18 protein-coding genes are annotated in these 18,314 nt (G+C 72.3%); 3 read left to right on the forward strand and 15 right to left on the reverse strand.

The annotated features are described in order from the left end of the window. Positions 1-12: 12 nt before the first annotated feature. From mihF to pyrR, 9 genes are all read right to left on the reverse strand, one after another. A complete protein-coding gene (gene mihF / locus JQX11_RS26065) occupies positions 13-330 on the reverse strand; it encodes an integration host factor, actinobacterial type (protein ID WP_067309448.1) in 318 nt (105 codons plus the stop codon). A gap of 174 nt (positions 331-504) precedes the next feature. Continuing rightward, a complete protein-coding gene (pyrF, locus tag JQX11_RS26070) occupies positions 505-1,344 on the reverse strand; it encodes an orotidine-5'-phosphate decarboxylase (protein WP_204927582.1) in 840 nt (279 codons plus the stop codon). Positions 1,345-1,417: 73 nt separating this feature from the next. Continuing rightward, positions 1,418-2,692 (reverse strand): adenosylmethionine--8-amino-7-oxononanoate transaminase, encoded by a 1,275-nt coding sequence (locus tag JQX11_RS26075; protein ID WP_204927583.1) that lies wholly within the window; start codon positions 2,690-2,692, stop codon positions 1,418-1,420. A gap of 91 nt (positions 2,693-2,783) precedes the next feature. Beyond that, on the reverse strand, positions 2,784-3,818 hold the full coding sequence (locus JQX11_RS26080; RefSeq protein ID WP_204927584.1) for a quinone-dependent dihydroorotate dehydrogenase: 1,035 nt from the start codon (positions 3,816-3,818) through the stop codon (positions 2,784-2,786). A gap of 64 nt (positions 3,819-3,882) precedes the next feature. Beyond that, positions 3,883-7,278, reverse strand: coding sequence for a carbamoyl-phosphate synthase large subunit (gene carB / locus JQX11_RS26085; protein ID WP_204927585.1), 3,396 nt, complete (start codon positions 7,276-7,278; stop codon positions 3,883-3,885). Then, a complete protein-coding gene (gene carA / locus JQX11_RS26090; RefSeq protein ID WP_307826365.1) occupies positions 7,271-8,470 on the reverse strand; it encodes a glutamine-hydrolyzing carbamoyl-phosphate synthase small subunit in 1,200 nt (399 codons plus the stop codon). The genes carB and carA overlap by 8 nt, the downstream gene beginning before the upstream one ends. Positions 8,471-8,649: 179 nt before the next feature. Continuing rightward, the gene (locus tag JQX11_RS26095; RefSeq protein WP_204927587.1) at positions 8,650-9,981 is read right to left on the reverse strand and encodes a dihydroorotase; all 1,332 of its coding nucleotides are present in this window, start codon (positions 9,979-9,981) and stop codon (positions 8,650-8,652) included. After that, positions 9,978-10,931 (reverse strand): aspartate carbamoyltransferase catalytic subunit, encoded by a 954-nt coding sequence (locus JQX11_RS26100; RefSeq protein WP_204927588.1) that lies wholly within the window; start codon positions 10,929-10,931, stop codon positions 9,978-9,980. The genes JQX11_RS26095 and JQX11_RS26100 overlap by 4 nt, the downstream gene beginning before the upstream one ends. A 49-nt stretch (positions 10,932-10,980) precedes the next feature. Continuing rightward, positions 10,981-11,562 (reverse strand): bifunctional pyr operon transcriptional regulator/uracil phosphoribosyltransferase PyrR, encoded by a 582-nt coding sequence (gene pyrR / locus JQX11_RS26105; RefSeq protein ID WP_088645219.1) that lies wholly within the window; start codon positions 11,560-11,562, stop codon positions 10,981-10,983. Between the two features lie 285 nt (positions 11,563-11,847). Between pyrR and bldD the strand changes: the two genes are divergently transcribed. Next, positions 11,848-12,336 carry a transcriptional regulator BldD gene (gene bldD / locus JQX11_RS26110; RefSeq protein ID WP_013285505.1) on the forward strand — a complete coding sequence of 163 codons (489 nt, stop codon included), beginning with the start codon at positions 11,848-11,850 and terminating at the stop codon, positions 12,334-12,336. Positions 12,337-12,438: 102 nt separating this feature from the next. On the opposite strand, the gene nusB is transcribed toward bldD, so the two are convergent. From nusB to aroB, 4 genes are all read right to left on the reverse strand, one after another. Beyond that, on the reverse strand, positions 12,439-12,849 hold the full coding sequence (gene nusB, locus JQX11_RS26115; protein ID WP_204927718.1) for a transcription antitermination factor NusB: 411 nt from the start codon (positions 12,847-12,849) through the stop codon (positions 12,439-12,441). A gap of 23 nt (positions 12,850-12,872) precedes the next feature. Next, positions 12,873-13,430, reverse strand: a complete 558-nt coding sequence (efp, locus tag JQX11_RS26120) for an elongation factor P (RefSeq protein WP_088645221.1) — start codon at positions 13,428-13,430, stop codon at positions 12,873-12,875. Positions 13,431-13,568: 138 nt separating this feature from the next. Then, positions 13,569-14,027: a type II 3-dehydroquinate dehydratase gene (gene aroQ, locus JQX11_RS26125; RefSeq protein WP_204927589.1), complete on the reverse strand. Its 459-nt coding sequence runs from the start codon at positions 14,025-14,027 to the stop codon at positions 13,569-13,571. Continuing rightward, the gene (gene aroB, locus JQX11_RS26130; RefSeq protein ID WP_204927590.1) at positions 14,024-15,100 is read right to left on the reverse strand and encodes a 3-dehydroquinate synthase; all 1,077 of its coding nucleotides are present in this window, start codon (positions 15,098-15,100) and stop codon (positions 14,024-14,026) included. The genes aroQ and aroB overlap by 4 nt, the downstream gene beginning before the upstream one ends. A gap of 164 nt (positions 15,101-15,264) precedes the next feature. On the opposite strand from aroB, the gene JQX11_RS26135 reads away from it, so the two are divergent. Together JQX11_RS26135 and JQX11_RS26140 are read left to right on the forward strand one after the other, a co-directional pair. Beyond that, positions 15,265-15,786 carry a DUF2243 domain-containing protein gene (locus JQX11_RS26135; protein WP_204927591.1) on the forward strand — a complete coding sequence of 174 codons (522 nt, stop codon included), beginning with the start codon at positions 15,265-15,267 and terminating at the stop codon, positions 15,784-15,786. After that, complete coding sequence (locus JQX11_RS26140) at positions 15,783-16,565, forward strand: cytochrome c oxidase assembly protein (RefSeq protein ID WP_204927592.1); 783 nt, start codon at positions 15,783-15,785, stop codon at positions 16,563-16,565. The genes JQX11_RS26135 and JQX11_RS26140 overlap by 4 nt, the downstream gene beginning before the upstream one ends. Here JQX11_RS26140 and JQX11_RS26145 read toward each other — a convergent pair. Further along, positions 16,555-17,061, reverse strand: coding sequence for a shikimate kinase (locus tag JQX11_RS26145; RefSeq protein WP_204927593.1), 507 nt, complete (start codon positions 17,059-17,061; stop codon positions 16,555-16,557). The genes JQX11_RS26140 and JQX11_RS26145 overlap by 11 nt on opposite strands. Before the next feature lie 28 nt (positions 17,062-17,089). After that, positions 17,090-18,268 (reverse strand): chorismate synthase, encoded by a 1,179-nt coding sequence (gene aroC / locus JQX11_RS26150; RefSeq protein ID WP_204927594.1) that lies wholly within the window; start codon positions 18,266-18,268, stop codon positions 17,090-17,092. Between the last annotated feature and the right edge of the window lie 46 nt (positions 18,269-18,314).

Consider the following 18,314-nt stretch of genomic DNA (forward strand, 5'->3'; position numbering starts at 1 on the left):
CTGCTGCGGCGGTCAGTTGGCGGCGAACTCTCCAAGCAGCGCCTTGCGCTGCTGCTCGCCCAGGCCACGCAGGCGGCGGCTGTCGGCGATCTTGAGCTTCTCCATGATCTGGGTGGCCCGGATCTTGCCGATACCCGGCATCGCCTGCAGCACGGCCGACACCTTGAGCTTGCCGACGACGTCGTCGGACTCGGCTCGCGCAAGGACGGCGGCCAGGGTGGTCTTGCCCTGCTTGAGCTGCTCCTTCAGCTCAGCACGGGCCTTGCGGATCTCCGCGGCCTTTTCCAGCGCGGCAGCGCGCTGCTCGGGGGTCAGTGACGGGAGCGGCACCAGTTCTCCTCAGGTCCCTATCGCGACGGGCGGAACGCACCGCCGCTCTGTGAAACGTGGTGTCGCTGGCAACCAAAGGGGTCCGTGGTTCCCAGCGCGGGGAAAACTAGCGTTCGACGGAGTTTTCGGCAACGTGGACGCGCGATGATCAACGTAAAGTGACCGAGCCGTCAGTCAGTGTCCGGAAGCCAGAATGCGCCGGCAGTCGGCCGCCACCCGGGCCGCCGCGGCCCGCAACGCGTCGGCGTCCGGACCCGCGTTGAGCACCTCCCGGGAGTACGACGGCAACACTGCGGACAGGTTCGGACCGAACACGGTGGGTAGATCGGCGGCCGTCGCACCCTGCGCTCCGAGGCCCGGAGCGAGCAGTGGGCCATTGACCCGGGACAGGTCGTGACCGGTGGCGCCGATGGTCGCGCCGACCACCAATCCGAAGCTTCCCAGCGGCTCGGCACCCCTGTTGAGCTGGGAAATCTCATCGATAACAAGCTGTGCGACGGTACGCCCACCGGAGGTGACGGCACGCTGCACCTCCGCACCCTCGGGGTTCGAGGTGAGCGCTAACACGAAGACCCCGCCACCGTGCGCGGCGGCCGTCTCGAACATCGGGGCCAGCGAACCTACTCCCAGGTAGGGGCTCGCCGTGAGCGCGTCGACATACATCGGGCTGGATGGATCAAGGTACGCGGAGGCGTACGCGGCGACCGTCGAACCGATGTCGCCACGCTTGGCGTCGAGAAGAACGAGCGCGCCAACATCACGTAACTGTCGGATAGTTGACTCAAGAATCGCCACCCCGCGGCTCCCGAATCGCTCGAAGAAGGCCGACTGAGGCTTGAACACCGCAACCCGGTCACCGAGCGCTTCCGCGACGGTCCGGACGAACCGTTCCAGACCGTCGACGTCGTCCTCAAGGCCCCATCGGGCCAGCAGACCCGGATGCGGATCGATGCCCACACAGAGCGGCCCGCGTTCGGCCACCGCCCGGTGCAGACGGGTTCCGAAGGTCTCCATCCGTTGCTCCCTCTCGTCTCGTGCTCCCCTGCTACAGGGCGACGGTCGCCGCCCCGGTCCCGGCCCCCGGTGCTCAGCCGGCCGCCACGGCGGCGGCGATCCCGGCCGCGATCCGGGCCACGTCGTCGTCCCCGGTCACGTACGGCGGCATCGTGTACACCAGGTCCCGGAAGGGACGCAGCCACACACCCCGCTCCACCGCGGCGGCCGTCGCCGCCGCCAGGTCCACCTCGTGGTCGAGCTGCACCACACCGATCGCGCCCAGCACCCGGACGTCCGCCACCCCCGGCGCGCCCCGCAACGGCTCCAGACCGGCCCGTAGCCCCGCACCCACCCGCGCCACCCCGGCCGCCCAGTCGCCGGCCCGCAGCAGCCCCAGGGAGGCGTTGGCGACGGCACAGGCCAACGGGTTGCCCATGAACGTCGGCCCGTGGGCCAGCACCCCGTCGGCGGAGATGCCCCGGGCCACCTCCGGCGTGCACAACGCCGCCGCCAGGGTGAGGTAGCCGCCGGTGAGCGCCTTGCCCACACAGAGCACGTCCGGGGTCACCCCGGCGTGCCCGGCGGCGAACATCGACCCGGTCCGGCCGAACCCGGTGGCGATCTCGTCGAAGATCAGCAGCACCCCGTGCGCCCGGGTCACCTCGCGCAGCACCCGCAGGTACCCGGGATGGTGGAACCGCATCCCGCCGGCCCCCTGCACCACCGGCTCGACGATCACCGCCGCCAACTCGTCGGCGTGCCGGGCGACCGCGTCGGTCAACGCCGTCACGTACGCCGGGTCGGGCGGGTCGGCGAAGCCACCGGGCGGCACCGGCGCGAAGACCTGCCGGGGCAGCACGTCACCCCAGAGGTGGTGCATGCCGCCCTCCGGGTCGCAGACGCTCATCGGGTGGAACGTGTCGCCGTGGTAACCGCCCCGCCAGGTGCCCAGCCGACGACGCCGCGGCCGACCGGTGGCCCGCTGGTACTGCAGGCACATCTTGATCGCCACCTCGACCGACACCGAACCCGAGTCGGCCAGGAAGACGTGTTCCAGGCCGTCCGGGGCCAACTCGACGAGCGTCTCGGCCAACCGGACCGCCGGCTCGTGGGTGAGCCCGCCGAACATCACGTGACTCATCCGGCCGAGCTGGTCGGTGACGGCCGCATCCAGCACCGGATGCCGGTAACCGTGGATCGCCGCCCACCACGACGACATCCCGTCGACCAGTTCCCGGCCGTCGGCCAACCGCAGCCGGACACCCTGCGCCCTGTCCACCACGTACGGCGGGTGGGCCGGCGGCAGCGCCGCGTACGGGTGCCAGACGCGGGCCCGGTCGACGGTCAGGATCTCCTCGGGCGTCACGCGTGCTCCTCCGTACCCTCGTCGGTGGCGGCGTCGGGGCGGACGGGCGCTCCGGGCGGGCACGACCGGAACCCCGGACGCGCCCGCCGGCTCACCGGCCGCTCACCGCCCGGTCACCCGCCGGAACCCGGGCGGCGGCCCGCACCAGGGCCGGACCCCGGTAGATGAACCCGGTGTAGAGCTGGACCAGGCTGGCCCCCGCGTCGAACATCCGGGCCGCGTCGTCCGGGTCGAGGATCCCGCCGACCCCGATCACCGGGAGCCGCCCCCCGGTCTCCCGGTGCACGAACGCGACCATCTCCCGGGCCCGCCCGGTCAGCGGACGGCCGGACAGGCCACCGGTCTCCACGCCCCGGTCCCGGTCGGCGGGGGCGAGCCCGTCGCGGGCCAGCGTGGTGTTGGTGGCGATCACGCCGGCCGCACCCCGGGCCAGGCACACCTCCAGCAGCTCCGCCACGGCCGGCTCGGTGAGGTCCGGGGCGATCTTCACCAGCACCGCCTTCTCCCCCACCAGGGCGGCCAGCAGGGCGTCCAGGTGCGCCTTGTCCTGCAACGAGCGCAGCCCCGGGGTGTTCGGTGAGGAGACGTTGACCGCGAAGTAGTCGCCGTACCCGCGCAACGCCCGGTACGAGGTGAGGTAGTCCTCGACCGCGTCCTCCAGCGGGGTCACCTTGGACTTGCCCAGCGAGATGCCCAGCGGCACCCCCAGCGGGCGGGGCGCGGCGGCCAGCCGGTCGGCCAGGGCCTGCGCCCCGGCGTTGTTGAAGCCCATCCGGTTGATCACGGCCGCGCTGTCGGGCAGCCGGAACAGCCGGGGTCGGGGGTTGCCCGGCTGGGCGTGCGCGGTGACCGTGCCCACCTCGACGAAGCCGAACCCGAGCGCGGGCCAGGCCGGCAGGGCCACCCCGTTCTTGTCCATCCCCGCCGCCAGGCCCACCGGATTGGGGAACTCCACCCCGAACACCGTCCGGGGCGCCCGGTGCAGGTTGCGGGCCCGCAGCAGCGCCAGCGCCGCCGGCCGCCGGGACAGGGTCGCCAACCGGCGCAGCGTCCAGTCGTGCGCCGCCTCCGCGTCGCCGCCGCCGATCCGGAACAGCGCCCGCCGTACACCCCGCTCGAACATCATGTTCCCTCCCGGCCGACGCCCTCGAGCGGGGGGTGCGGGGTGAGCGGGGGGTGGGGGTCGGGGGTCACTGGGCGGCCCGGAGGGCGGCGTGGAGCTCCTGCAGGGGGCGCACCCGCATGTCGCCCCGGATGCGGGCCTCGATGCCCATCACCGCCGCCGCCACCCCCGGCACGGTGGTGATGCACGGGATGTCGGCCGTGACGGCGGCGCTGCGGATCTCGTAGCCGTCCGAGCGGGCGCTCGCGCCCGAACCCTGCGGGGTGTTCACCACCAGGGCCACGTCGCCGGCGAGGATCATCGACACCGCGTCCGCGCCCTCGCCGCTCTGGTAGTGCTTGCGGATCTGCTCACAGGCGATGCCGTGCCGGCGCAGCAGCTCCGCGGTGCCGGCGGTGGCGACGATCTCGAAGCCCAGGTCGGCCAGCCGCTTGATCGGGAAGATCATGGCCCGCTTGTCCCGGTTGGCCACCGAGACGAAGATCCTCCCGGTGGTCGGCAGCGAGCCGTACGCGGCGGACTGGCTCTTGGCGAACGCGTGCCCGAAGCTGGTGTCGATGCCCATCACCTCGCCGGTGGACTTCATCTCCGGGCCGAGCAGCGAGTCGACGCCCTTGCCGGTCGGGGTGCGGAACCGCTTGAACGGCAGCACCGCCTCCTTCACCGCGATCGGGGCGTCCGGCGGCAGCTCGCCGCCGTCACCGGTCGCCGGAAGCAGCCCCTCGGCGCGCAGCTCGGCGATGGTCGCGCCGAGCGCGATCCGGGCCGCCGCCTTGGCCAGCGGCACGGCGGTGGCCTTCGACACGAACGGAACCGTCCGGGACGCCCGCGGGTTCGCCTCCAGCACGTAGAGCATGTCGTCCTTGAGGGCGTACTGGACGTTGAGCAGCCCACGCACCCCCACGCCCCGGGCGATCGCCTCGGTGTAGCGGCGCACCTCGCTCAGGTGCGAGCCGGCCAGCGTGATCGGCGGCAGCGCGCACGACGAGTCGCCGGAGTGGATGCCGGCCTCCTCGATGTGCTCCATCACCCCACCGAGGTAGACCTCGCCGTCGGCGTCGCAGAGCGCGTCGACGTCGATCTCGATGGCGTCGTCGAGGAACCGGTCGACCAGCACCGGGTGGTCCGGGGAGATGTCGGTGGCCCGGCCGATGTAGTCGCGCAGCGTGGCGTCGTCGTAGACGATCTCCATGCCCCGCCCGCCGAGCACGTACGACGGGCGGACCAGCACCGGGTAGCCGATCTCGTCGGCGATCGCCTTCGCCTCGTCGTACGAGGTGGCCATGCCGTGTGCCGGGGCGCGCAGGCCGGCCCGGGCCAGCACCAGGCCGAACGCGCCGCGCTCCTCGGCCAGGTGGATCGACTCCGGGGAGGTGCCCACCACCGGCACCCCGGCGTCCTTGAGCCGCTGCGCCAGCCCCAGCGGGGTCTGCCCGCCGAGCTGAACGATCACCCCGACCACGCCGGGGCCGCCGGCCGCCCGGCCGGACGAGTCCTCGGCGTGCCAGACCTCCAGCACGTCCTCGAAGGTCAACGGCTCGAAGTAGAGCCGGTCGGCGGTGTCGTAGTCGGTGGAGACCGTCTCCGGGTTGCAGTTGACCATCACGGTCTCGTAGCCGACGGAACCGGCCGCGTCCGCCGCGACGGCGCCCGCCGTACCGCGCGGGGCGGCCCGCAGCGCCTGGACGGCGTGCACGCAGGAGTAGTCGAACTCGATGCCCTGGCCGATCCGGTTCGGCCCGGACCCCAGGATCAGCACCTTGGGCCGGTCCGACGCGGCGACCTCGGTCTCCTCGTCGTACGTGGAGTAGTGGTACGGGGTGGTCGCCTCGAACTCGGCGGCGCAGGTGTCCACCGTCTTGTAGACCGGCCGCACGTCGAGCCGGTGCCGCAGGGTGCGTACCCCGTCCTCGGCGGCCAGCTCCGGGCGCAGCGCGGCGAGCTGCCGGTCGGACAGCCCGGCCCGCTTGGCCCGGCGCAACAGCCCGGCGTCGAGCACCGGGGCGGCCACGATCTCGGCCCGCAGCTCGACCAGACCGGCGATCTGGTCCAGGAACCACGGGTCGATCCCGCCGGAGGCCGCCGAGACCTCGGCGACCGACGCGCCCAGCCGCAGCGCCCGCTCGACGGTGTAGAGCCGGCCGTCGTGCGGCATCCCCAGCGCGGCGAGGGTGTTCTCCCGCGTCGCGCCCTGCGGGTCCGGGGTGGTCCAGAAACCCGACGACTTGGTTTCCATCGACCGCATCGCCTTGTTGAGCGCCTCGGTGAAGTTCCGGCCCAGGCTCATCGCCTCGCCTACCGACTTCATCGTGGTGGTCAGCTCCGGGTCCGCGCCCGGGAACTTCTCGAACGCGAACCGGGGGATCTTCACCACCACGTAGTCCAGCGTCGGCTCGAACGCGGCGGGCGTCTTCAACGTGATGTCGTTGGGGATCTCGTCGAGGGTGTAGCCGATGGCCAGCTTCGCGGCGATCTTGGCGATCGGGAAGCCGGTGGCCTTCGACGCCAGCGCCGACGACCGGGACACCCGGGGGTTCATCTCGATCACCACGATCCGGCCGTCGGCCGGGTTCACCGCGAACTGGATGTTGCAGCCGCCGGTGTCCACCCCGACCTCGCGCAGCACCGCGATGCCCAGGTCACGCAGGTTCTGGTACTCCCGGTCGGTGAGCGTCATCGCCGGGGCGACCGTGACGCTGTCGCCGGTGTGCACGCCCATCGGGTCGACGTTCTCGATCGAGCAGACCACCACCACGTTGTCGTGCCGGTCGCGCATCAGTTCGAGCTCGTACTCCTTCCAACCGAGCACGCTCTCCTCGATGAGCACCTCGTGCACCGGGCTGGCGGCCAGGCCGGCCCCGGCGATGCGGTCCAGGTCCTCGTCGGTGTGCGCCATGCCCGAACCCAGGCCACCCATGGTGAACGACGGCCGGATCACCACCGGCAGGCCCAGCTCGGCGACCGTCTCGCGGACCTCGTCCATCGAGTGGCAGACCCGCGAGCGGGGCACCAGCGCGTCCGGGTCGGCCAGCCCCAGCCGGACGCCGGCCTTGGCGACGATCTCCTTGAACAGCTGGCGGTCCTCACCCCGGTTGATCGCCTCGATGTTCGCGCCGATCAGCTCGACGCCGTACTTGTCGAGCACCCCGGCCGCGTGCAGGGCGACCGCCGTGTTCAACGCGGTCTGCCCGCCCAGGGTGGGCAGCAGGGCGTCGGGCCGCTCCTTGGCGATGACCAGCTCGACGAACTCCGGGGTGATCGGCTCGACGTAGGTGGCGTCGGCGAACTCCGGGTCGGTCATGATGGTCGCCGGATTGGAGTTGACCAGGCTGACCCGGATCCCCTCGCTGCGCAGCACCCGGCAGGCCTGGGTGCCGGAGTAGTCGAACTCGCAGGCCTGTCCGATCACGATCGGCCCGGAGCCGATCACCAGGATGTGCTTGAGATCGTCGCGCTTAGGCATTCGTGCGCCCCTCGCTGTGGTTCCGGCCCGCGCCGGGCTGCCCGTCGGGGCCACGGCCCTCGATCAGCTCGGCGAAACGGTCGAAGAGGTAGTCGGCGTCGTGCGGGCCGGCTGCCGCCTCCGGGTGGTACTGGACGGTGAAGGCGGGCACGTCCACGGCCCGCAGCCCCTCGACGACGTTGTCGTTGAGGCAGACGTGCGACACCTGCACGCCACCGAACTCGGTCTCGATGACCTGGTCGGGGACGACCGCACCGGCCGGCCCGTCGCCGCGGCCCGGCCAGGCCACCGCGAAGCCGTGGTTGTGACTGGTCACCTCGACCTTGCCGGTGGCCCGGTCGAGCACCGGCTGGTTGATGCCCCGGTGGCCGTAGCCGAGCTTGTAGGTGCCGAAGCCCAGCGCCCGGCCGAGGATCTGACTGCCGAAGCAGATGCCGAACAGCGGAATCCGCCGGCTCAGCACCTCCCGGGCCAGCGCCACCGGCCCGTCGGCGGTGGCCGGGTCACCCGGGCCGGGCGAGAAGAAGACCGCGTCCGCGCCGGTGGCCAGCAGGTCGTCGATGGTGGAGCCGGCGGGCAGCACGTGGGTGGTGACCCCCCGGGCGGCCAGCCGCCGCGGCACGTTGCGCTTGATGCCCAGGTCCAGCGCGGCGACGGTGTACCGGTGCTCACCCTCCGCCTCGACCACGTACGGCGCGGCGGTGCTCACCTCGGCGGACAGGTCCGCGCCGACCATCTGCGGGGACTGCCGGACCCGCTCCAGCAGGGCACGCGGGTCGTCCTCGACGCTGGAGATGCCGACCCGCATCGCGCCCCGTTCCCGCAGGTGCCGGGTGAGCGCCCGGGTGTCCACCCCGGCGATGCCGACCACGCCCTCGACGCCGAGCCGGTCCTCCAGGCCGCCGGTGGCCCGCCAGTTGGAGCCGATCCGGGCCGGGTCGCGGACCACGTACCCGGCGACCCAGATCCGGTCGGACTCGTCGTCCTCGCCGTTGACCCCGGTGTTGCCGATGTGCGGGGCGGTCTGCACCACCACCTGCCGGTGGTAGGACGGGTCGGTCAGGGTCTCCTGGTAGCCGGTCATCCCGGTGTTGAAGACCGCCTCGCCGAAGGTCTCCCCGACACTGCCGTACGACTCACCGTGGAAGGTGCGCCCGTCCTCCAGCACGAGGATCGCGGACCTACGTTTCACCATGCTGCGTCTCCTCCGATCCGGACTGCGGGACTCCGCTCCGCTACGTTCCTCGCTCGGATCACGCGTCCCCTCCGATCCGGACTGCGGGACTCCGCTCCGCTACGTTCCTCGCTCGGATCACGCGTCCCCTCCGATCCGGACTGCGGGACTCCGCTCCGCTACGTTCCTCGCTCGGATCACTTGACAGCCTTTCCGTCCAGGACCGTCGGCTCGCCGCGCAGGAAGGTCGCCACGATGCGACCCGGCAGCGTCATGCGGGCGTACGGGGTGTTGCGACTGCGGCTGGCCAGCTCCGCGGGCTCGACCACCCGGCGGGCGGCCGGGTCGACCAGGGTCAGGTTCGCCGGCACCCCGGGCGCCGGGTCGAGGCCGTGGTCGTCGAGGCCGGCGATCCGGGCCGGGGTCCGGGACATCCGGTCGGCGATCAGGTCCCACCGGGGGCCGAGCACGTCGAGGGCGATGGACAGCGCCGTCTCCAGGCCGAGCATGCCCGGCCTGGCGTACGCCCACTCGCACTCCTTGTCCTCCACGGCGTGCGGGGCGTGGTCGGTGGCGACGACGTCGATGACGCCCTCGGCGAGCGCGGCGCGCAGCGCGGCGACATCGGTGCCGGTGCGCAGCGGCGGGTTGACCTTGAACACCGGGTCGTAGCTGGCCGTCGGGCTCCAGTCGGCCCCGAGCGCGGGGCTGGCCAACGCGCCACGCCCGGCCACCACCTCGTCGGTGAGCAGCAGGTGGTGCGGGGTGACCTCGGCGGTGACCCGTACCCCGCGCGCCTTGGCCTGGCGCAGCACCTCGACGCTGCCGGCGGTGGAGACGTGGCAGACGTGCAGCCGGCTGCCGACGTGCTCGGCGAGCAGCACGTCCCGGGCGATGATCGCCTCCTCGGCGACGGCCGGCCAGCCGGTCAGCCCGAGCCGGGTGGAGACCTCACCCTCGTGCATCTGCGCGCCCTCGGTGAGCCGGGGCTCCTCGGCGTGCTGGGCGATGATCCCGTCGAACGCCTTGACGTACTCCAGGGCCCGGCGCATCAGCTTCGGGTCGGCGACGCAGTGCCCGTCGTCGGAGAAGATCCGCACCCGGGCCGGCGAGTCGGCCATCGCGCCCAACTCGGCCAGCCGCTCGCCGGCCAGGCCGACGGTGACCGCGCCGATCGGCTGCACGTCGACCAGCCCGGCCTGCCGGCCGAGCCGCCACACCTGCTCGACGACGCCGGCGGTGTCGGCGACCGGCGAGGTGTTCGCCATCGCGCAGACCGCGGTGTAGCCGCCGAGCGCCGCCGCCCGGGAGCCGGACTCCACGGTCTCGGCGTCCTCCCGGCCGGGTTCGCGCAGGTGGGTGTGCAGGTCGACCAGGCCGGGCAGGGCGACCAGCCCGGTGCCGTCGACGACGGCGGCGTCCGGCGCGTCCAGCCCGGTGCCGGTCTCGGCCACGACGCCGTCGCGGATCAGCAGGTCGGTCGGCGCGCCGCCGACGACGCTCACGTTCTTGATCAGGTACGCGGTCACCGGTTGTTCCCTCCGAGCAGCAGGTAGAGCACGGCCATCCGCACGGAGACCCCGTTGGCGACCTGTTCGACGATGGTGGAGCGGGGTGAGTCGGCGACCTCGGGGGTGATCTCCATCCCCCGGTTCATCGGCCCGGGGTGCATGACGATCGCGTGCTCGGGCAGCCGGCGCAGGCGCGGGCCGTCCAGCCCGTAGCGGCGGGCGTACTCGCGGGCCGAGGGGAAGTAGGAGTCGTTCATCCGTTCCCGCTGCACCCGCAGCATCATCACCACGTCCACCCCGGGCAGCACCGCGTCGAGGTCGTAGCAGACGTCGGTGCCGGGGTCGGCGTCGGTCGCCACGGACCCGACGCCGGCGCGGGCGGCCCAGTCGACCGGGATCAGCGTCGGCGGACCGACCAGGGTGACCTTGGCGCCGAGGGTGCTCAGCAGCAGCACGTTGGAGCGGGCCACCCGGGAGTGCAGCACGTCGCCGACGATCGCCACGTGCAGGCCGGCGAGCCGGCCCAGGCGGGCCCGCATGGTGTACGCGTCGAGCAGCGCCTGGGTCGGGTGCTCGTGCGTGCCGTCACCGGCGTTGACCACCGAGCCGTCCACCCAGTTGGCCAGCCGGTGCGGGGCCCCGGAGGCGGGGTGCCGGACGACCACCGCGTCGGCCCCCATCGCCTGGAGGGTCAGCGCGGTGTCCTTCAGGCTCTCGCCCTTGGTGACGCTGGAACCCTTGGCGGAAAAGTTGATCACGTCGGCGCTGAGCCGCTTGGCGGCGGCCTCGAACGAGATCCGGGTCCGGGTGGAGTCCTCGTAGAAGAGGTTCACCACCGTCCGGCCGCGCAGCGCCGGCAGCTTCTTGACCTCCCGGCCGGCGACCGTGGCCATCTCGGCGGCGGTGTCGAGGATCTCGGTGGCGGTGCCGGCGTCCAGGTCGCCCCCGGAGAGCAGGTGTCTGATCATGAGCGGGGCCGCCTCTCGTTCGGGCCTGCCGGGTAGCGTCGGGTCGGGTTCACCGGGTCCCCCCGCAGAGCCGTACCTCGTCGGCGCCGTCGGTCTCGACGAGGGTGACCTTGACGCTCTCGGCGAGCGCGGTCGGGATGTTCTTGCCGACGTAGTCGGCGCGGATCGGCAGCTCGCGGTGCCCCCGGTCGACCAGCACGGCGAGCTGCACCGAGGCGGGCCGGCCGACGTCGTTGAGGGCGTCGAGGGCGGCCCGGACGGTACGGCCGGAGAAGAGCACGTCGTCGACGAGGACGACCCGCTTGCCGTCGATGCCGCCGGGGGGAAGCTGGGTCGGGCCGACCGCGCGGGTGGCGTGCCGGCGCAGGTCGTCGCGGTAGAGGGTGATGTCGAGCACCCCGACCGGGACGTCGACGTCCTCAAAGGTGCTGATCCGGGCGGCGAGCCGCCGGGCCAGCGGGGCGCCCCGGGTGGGGATGCCCAGCAGGACGGTGTCGGCGGCGCCCTGGGTCTTCTCCAGGATCTGGTGGGCGATCCGGTCGACGACGCGCTGGACGTCGGCGCTGGCGAGGATCACCTTCACCGAGGGTTGCCGCTCGGGCGACGGGTGGGCAGCCGGTGGGCAGGCCACAGCGGACCTCCTTCCCCGCCTCACGGGACGGGTCGTTAAAGGATGTCGGGGGTGTCCGGTCGGGTCGTGGGGCCCGACCGGGGCTGGCGGCCACGTTACCAGCGGTCACCTGGCGGTTCGCCGCGACCCACTGATCCCCGGATCAGGACGGCGAAATGCGGACAACTCACCCGCTATCTCCGATGGGAATGTCACGAGCACTTGACCACGTGTCGCAATCCCCGTACCGTCACGCTCCGTAGCGATCGCGGGGAGAACCCCAAGCACAGCACTGGGAGTGTCCGAATGCCCTCTGAATACGCCAAGTCGCTGGGCGCCCGCCTGCGCTCCATCCGCCAGCAGCAGGGCCTGTCCCTGCAGGGGGTGGAGGAGAAGTCGAACGGACGCTGGAAGGCGGTGGTGGTCGGCTCGTACGAGCGCGGCGACCGGGCCGTCACCGTGTCCCGACTGGCGGAGCTGGCCGACTTCTACCGCGTTCCCGTCTCGGAGCTGTTGCCCGACGGCAGCGGGGTACGGCACGAGCCCACCAGCAAGATCGTCCTCGACCTGGAGCGGCTGTACGACGAGGCCTCCGAGGACCTCGCCTACGTCGCCCGCTACGCCCGTGCCATCCAGCAGCAGCGTGGCGACTACAACGGCCGGGTGCTCTCCATCCGCGCCGACGACCTGCGCGCCCTGGCGATCGTCTACGACGCCTCGCCGTCCGGTCTGATCGAACGGCTCACCGAGCACGGTGTGCTGGTCGCCGACCCGCGGGCGTTCTTCGCCTCCTGATCCGCGGTCACGCACCGAGAAGGGCCCGTGCCGTCCGGCACGGGCCCTTCTCGTCACAGCGTGCGGGTCCGCCCACGCCACGCAGGGCACGGGCGACCACGCTCAGCGGGTGGCGTACTCGGCGATCCGGCCGAGGATGCCGTTGAGGAAACGCGGCGAATCGTCGGTGGACATCTGCCGGGCCAGCTCCACCGCCTCGCTGATCGCCACCGCGTCGTCGATCTCGTCGACGTAGAGCAGCTCGTAGACGGCGATCCGGGCCAGGTTGCGGTCGACCGCCGGCATCCGGTCCAGGGTCCAGCCCTCGGCGTAGCTGGCGATCACCTCGTCGATCCGGTCGAGATGCCCGGCGACCCCCTCGACCAGACCGATCGCGTAGTCCAGGTGTTCCGGACGCGGCTTCTCGATCCGCTCGACGTAGCCGGCGAGCACCTCGACCGGGGGCCGGTCCCGCAGGTCGGCCTCGAAGAGCACGTCCAGCGCCCGCTTGCGCGCCTTGCGGCGCGCCGGCATCTGCTGCTTGGCGCCCTCGGCCATCAGGCTCGGCCGAGGTAACGGCCGTCGCGGGTGTCGACCTTGATCTTCTCGTCGGTGGTGATGAACAGCGGCACCTGCACGGTCGCGCCGGTCTCGACGGTGGCCGGCTTGTTGCCGCCGGTCGACCGGTCGCCCTGCAGACCCGGCTCGGTGTAGGTGACCTGGAGCACCACGCTGGTGGGCAGCTCGATGTAGAGCGGCACACCCTCGTGGGTGGCGACGGTCGCCTCGGCCTCGGGGAGGAGGTAGTTGGCGGCCTCGCCGACGGTGCCGCCGGGGACGGTGATCTGGTCGAACGTCTCCAGATCCATGAAGACGTAGTCCTCACCGTCGGCGTACAGGTACTGCATGGTGCGCTTGTCGACGGTGGCGGTCTCGACCTTGGTGCCCGCGTTGAAGGTCTTGTCGACGACCTTGCCGGACAGCACGTTCTTCAGCGTCGTGCGGACGAACGCCCCACCCTTACCGGGCTTGACGTGCTGGAACTCGACGACGGACCACAGCTCCCCGTCGAGGTTGAGTACCAGGCCGTTCTTGAGGTCGTTGGTGGATGCCATTTCCTGCCTTGATCATCAATTGGCGGACAGACCTGACAAGTCTACTAGCTGCGTCTAATCGGCGGCGGGGCCGTCAACGGAGGCCCGCCACACCCCCACGGACCGGGCCGACAATCACACAGAGTAACGGGCGGTGGTTCAGTCGGCCCCGGCGAGCCGGGTGGCGAGGTGCCGCAGCGCGAGCCGGTAGCCGTCCACGCCCAGACCGCAGATCACCCCGGTGGCCACCGCCGACACCACCGAGTGGTGCCGGAACTCCTCCCGGGCGTGGATGTTGGAGATGTGCACCTCGACCAGGGGGGCACGCAGCAACGCGCAGGCGTCGCGGACCGCGATCGAGTAGTGCGACCAGGCCGCCGGGTTGAGCACCACCGACGCGCCCTCGTCCGCCGCCCCGTGCAGCCAGCCGACGAGTTCGTGTTCCGCGTCGGTCTGCCGCACCACCACGTCCAACCCCAGCTCACGGCCCGTCTCGACGCAGAGCGTCACCAGGTCGGCATAGCTGGTCACGCCGTACACGTCGACCTGGCGGGTGCCCAGCCGGCCCAGGTTCGGCCCGTTGAGCACGTACACCCGGGGGGTGTCGGGGCCGGTCACCGGCTGACCTCCCGGTAGGCGGCGTGCAGCAGTTCGTCGTCCGGGCCGTCCAGGATCGCCGGACGGGCCAGACCGTCGAGCACCACGAACCGCAACCGGCTCCCCCGGGCCTTCTTGTCCACCCGCATCGCCGCCAGCAGGTCCGGCCAGGCGTCCGCCGGGTAGCTGGTCGGCAGGTCCAGCGCGGACAGCACCCGGCGGTGCCGCTCGGCGGTCGCCGCGTCGAGCCGCCCGGCCAGCCGGGCGAGCGTGCCGGCATACACGGTGCCGACGGAGACCGCGTGCCCGTGCCGCCAGCGGTACCCCTCGACCTTCTCGATCGCGTGCGCCAGCGTGTGCCCGTAGTTGAGCACCTCCCGCACCCCCGACTCGCGCAGGTCACCGGAGACCACGTCGGCCTTCACCCGGATCGCCCGCTCGATCAGCTCCCGGGCCACCGGGCCGGTCGGGTCGACGGCGGCCGCCGGGTCCGCCTCGACCAGGTCCAGGATCACCGGGTCGGCGATGAAACCGCACTTGACCACCTCGGCCAGCCCGGCGGCCAGGTCGGCCGGCGGGAGGCTGTCAAGTGTGCCCAGGTCGGCCAGCACCCCGACCGGCGGGTGGAAGGACCCCACCAGGTTCTTGCCGGCCGCCGTGTTCACCCCGGTCTTGCCGCCGACGGCGGCGTCGACCATGCCGAGCAGCGAGGTCGCCACCGGCACCCACCGCACCCCGCGCAACCAGCAGGCCGCGACGAAGCCGGCCAGGTCGGTCACCGCACCGCCGCCCACCCCGACCACCGCATCGGTACGGGTGAAGCCGGCCGCCCCGAGCTGCTCCCAGCAGTCGGCGGCCACCTCGACCCGCTTGCCCGCCTCGGCGTCGGGCACCTCGATCGCCAGCGGGGTGATCCCCGCCCCGGCCAACCGCTCGCCGATCTCCTCGGCCAACGCCCGCAGGGGCGGCGCGTACAGCACCGCCGTCCGGGTCGCATCGGGCAGCAACGCGGGCAGCTCGGCCAGCAGGCCCCGCCCGACCAGTACGTCGTACGGCCGTTCGCCGCCGACCGGAATCCGGGTCACCTCGTCCATCGCCGGCAGCCTAGTCCAGCGTCGGCTCCGGCACGGGGAGTGTCCACCTGATGGCGGCCCACCCCGGCGTGACCCGGGGGCCGGGCCGGCGTTTAGCCCCACGGGACCCGGGCACCGGGGACGGGACCGACCCGAACGTGCCGACCCGAACGTGGAGGAACCCCATGGGCAGCACCACCGTCGACGGCGCGGACATCCGGCTCCCGGCCATCGTCCTCGGCGTCGGCCTCGGCGGCTTCGTCGACGGCATCGTCCTGCACCAGGTGCTCCAGTGGCACCACATGCTCAGCAGCACCGGCAGCGACAACGTCGGGATCAGGGCGTACCCGGTGGACACCGTGCCCGGGTTGCAGATGAACACCCTGTGGGACGGGCTGTTCCACGTGGTGACCTGGGTGGCGGTGCTCACCGGGCTGGCCCTGCTCTACTCCCGGGTCACCCGGTCCCGGGGCCGGCTGTGGCGCTCCGGCGCACTCTGGGGCTGGGCGCTGGTCGGGTGGGGACTGTTCAACCTGGTCGAGGGGATCGTCGACCACCACCTGCTCGGCATCCACCACGTGCACGGCGGCCCGCACCAGACCGCCTGGGACGTCGGCTTCCTGCTGCTCGGGGCGGCACTGGTGGCCCTCGGCTGGGCGGTGCAGCGCCGGGCCACGGCCGTGGACACCTGCGCCGGGCGGCGATGACCGGGACACACGGCGGCGGGGTGGGGCTGCTGCTGCTCGTACCCCCGGTGGTGTTCTGGGGTTACCTGGCCGCCGCGCTGCGCCAACGCGACCCGGGACGGGGCGGGTGGAGCCACTGGCGCACCGCCAGCTTCGGCGCGGGCACCGCACTGCTCGCGGTGGCCCTGCTGCTGCCCGCGCACGACCTGGTCGGGCACATGTGGCAGCACCTGCTGGTCGGCATGCTCGCACCGCTCGGGCTGGTGCTCGGCGCACCCGGCACACTGGCGCTGCGCAGCGTCACACCCCGCACCGGCCGGGCCGCCCTGCGGCTGCTGCGCCGGCCGGCCGTGACGGTCGCCAGCCATCCGGTCACCGGGCTGCTGCTCACCGCCGGCGGCCTCTACCTGCTGCACCTGACGCCGCTGTACCGGGTCACCCTGACCCATCCCGGCATGCACCCGGTGCTGCTGCTGCACTTCCTGGTCAGCGGGTACGTCTTCACCTGGTCGATCGCCGGCCCCGACCCCGGACCGCACCGCCCCGGCGTGCCGGTACGCCTGGTGGTGCTGGGCCTCTCCGTTGCCGCCCACGCCACCCTCGCCCAGCTGATGTACGCCGGCCTGGTCGACGCCGCCGCCCCGGCCGCCCAGCTCAGGACTGCGGCGACCCTGATGTACTACGTCGGCGACCTGGCCGAGATCCTGCTCGCCCTGGCCCTGCTGGCGACCTGGCGGCCCGAACCCCGTCGGAACGGGTCGACGCCGGTCCGGCGTCGGGTGGGGACGGTCAGGGCTTGAGCAGGGCGACGATCTCGGCGGCGATCTCCTCCGGCGCACGGCCGTCGGTGACCACCGTAGCGGTCGCGACCTCCGCGTAGAGCGGCCGACGCTGGTCCATCAGGTGCTTCAGGGTGGCGCGCGGGTTGACCGACAGCAACGGCCGGCCGGCGCCGAGCCCGACCCGCTTCACCGCGTCGGTCAACTCCACCGACAGGTGCACCACGGTGTGCCCGACCAGCGCGGCCCGGTTCTCCTCGGCGAGGATCGCCCCACCTCCCAGGGCGAGCACCCCGGCGTGCGACGTCAACGCCGCCAGCACCGCGGCCTGCTCCAGGGCCCGGAAGTGCGCCTCACCCTCGTCGATGAAGATCTCCGGAATGGGCTTGCCCGCCATCTGCTCGATGTCGGTGTCGGTGTCCCGGAACGCCACCCCGAGCAGGGTGGACAGCTCCGCGCCGACGGTGCTCTTGCCGGAACCGGGTGCCCCGACCAGCACACAGACAGGCTTCGTCACTGGTTCAGCCTTTCCTGACAGCCGCTGCTCACCGGATGATCAGGCTGTCGAGGTAGCCGGTCAGGTTACGGCGGATCTCGGCCACCGAGTCACCACCGAACTTCTCCACCGCCGCCTCCGCCAGCACCAACGCCACCATCGCCTCCGCCACCACCGCAGCAGCGGGAACGGCACACACGTCGCTGCGCTGGTTGATCGCCGTCGCCGGCTCACCCGTGGTCACATCCACCGTGGCCAGGGCCCGGTTCAACGACGAGATCGGTTTCATCGCCGCCCGCACCCGCACCGGCTCACCTGTGGTGATCCCACCCTCCAAACCACCGGCCCGGTCGGTGACCCGACGGACCCCGGTCGCGGTGGGCATGATCTCGTCGTGCGCCTCCGAGCCTCGGGACCGCGCCTGCTGCCAGCCGTCCCCGATCTCCACACCCTTGATCGCCTGAATCGACATCAACGCGGTGGCCAACCGGGCATCGAGCTTGCGGTCCCACTGCACGTGACTACCCAGACCCGGCGGCACCCCATACGCCAACACCTCCACCACCCCACCGAGGGTGTCCGCGGCCTTCTTCGCCGCGTCGACCTCCGCGACCATCCGCGCGCTCGCGTCCGGGTCGAGACACCGCAACGGGTCCGCGTCGATCCGCTCAGCGTCCTCGGGCGTCGGCCGCAAACCGGACTTCACCGCCACCGACCCGAGTTCCACCACGTGCGACACGATCTCGATGCCGAGGGCCTGCTTCACCAACGCCTTCGCCACGGTGCCCACGGCCACCCGCGCGGCGGTCTCCCGGGCGCTGGCCCGCTCCAGGATCGGCCGCGCATCCGTGTGGCCGTACTTCTGCATCCCGGCCAGATCAGCATGACCCGGCCGGGGACGCGTCAACGGGGCGTTACGGGCCTGACTCGCCAACTCGTCCGCATCGACCGGGTCGGCGGCCATCACCGTCCGCCACTTCGGCCACTCCGAATTACCCACCCGGATCGCCACCGGACTACCCAACGTCAACCCGTGCCGCAGGCCACCGACGACCTCGACCTCATCCTGCTCGAACGCCATCCGCGCACCCCGGCCGTAGCCGAGCCGACGACGCGCCAACTCACCTGCGATGTCACCGGAAGTCACCGCCACCCCGGCGGGAACCCCCTCCAACAACGCCACCAGAGCCGGACCATGCGATTCACCTGCAGTCAGCCAACGCAACACCGCGTCAGTCTGTCACGCCCGGTCCCGGCGAGGGCACCGTGCCCGG

Origin of the sequence: Micromonospora humida (assembly GCF_016901255.1) — a bacterium.
GTDB classification, from domain to species: domain Bacteria; phylum Actinomycetota; class Actinomycetes; order Mycobacteriales; family Micromonosporaceae; genus Micromonospora; species Micromonospora wenchangensis.

What these genes read in the sequence shown, in the direction of transcription:
- JQX11_RS26100 (WP_204927588.1), bottom strand. Translation starts at nt 10,931, where the DNA reads ATGATCAGACACCTGCTCTCCGGGGGCGACCTGGACGCCGGCACCGCC.
- carB (WP_204927585.1), bottom strand. Translation starts at nt 7,278, where the DNA reads ATGCCTAAGCGCGACGATCTCAAGCACATCCTGGTGATCGGCTCCGGG.
- bldD (WP_013285505.1), top strand. Translation starts at nt 11,848, where the DNA reads ATGCCCTCTGAATACGCCAAGTCGCTGGGCGCCCGCCTGCGCTCCATC.
- aroB (WP_204927590.1), bottom strand. Translation starts at nt 15,100, where the DNA reads ATGGACGAGGTGACCCGGATTCCGGTCGGCGGCGAACGGCCGTACGAC.
- JQX11_RS26080 (WP_204927584.1), bottom strand. Translation starts at nt 3,818, where the DNA reads ATGATGTTCGAGCGGGGTGTACGGCGGGCGCTGTTCCGGATCGGCGGC.
- efp (WP_088645221.1), bottom strand. Translation starts at nt 13,430, where the DNA reads ATGGCATCCACCAACGACCTCAAGAACGGCCTGGTACTCAACCTCGAC.
- nusB (WP_204927718.1), bottom strand. Translation starts at nt 12,849, where the DNA reads ATGCCGGCGCGCCGCAAGGCGCGCAAGCGGGCGCTGGACGTGCTCTTC.
- JQX11_RS26140 (WP_204927592.1), top strand. Translation starts at nt 15,783, where the DNA reads ATGACCGGGACACACGGCGGCGGGGTGGGGCTGCTGCTGCTCGTACCC.
- pyrF (WP_204927582.1), bottom strand. Translation starts at nt 1,344, where the DNA reads ATGGAGACCTTCGGAACCCGTCTGCACCGGGCGGTGGCCGAACGCGGG.
- JQX11_RS26135 (WP_204927591.1), top strand. Translation starts at nt 15,265, where the DNA reads ATGGGCAGCACCACCGTCGACGGCGCGGACATCCGGCTCCCGGCCATC.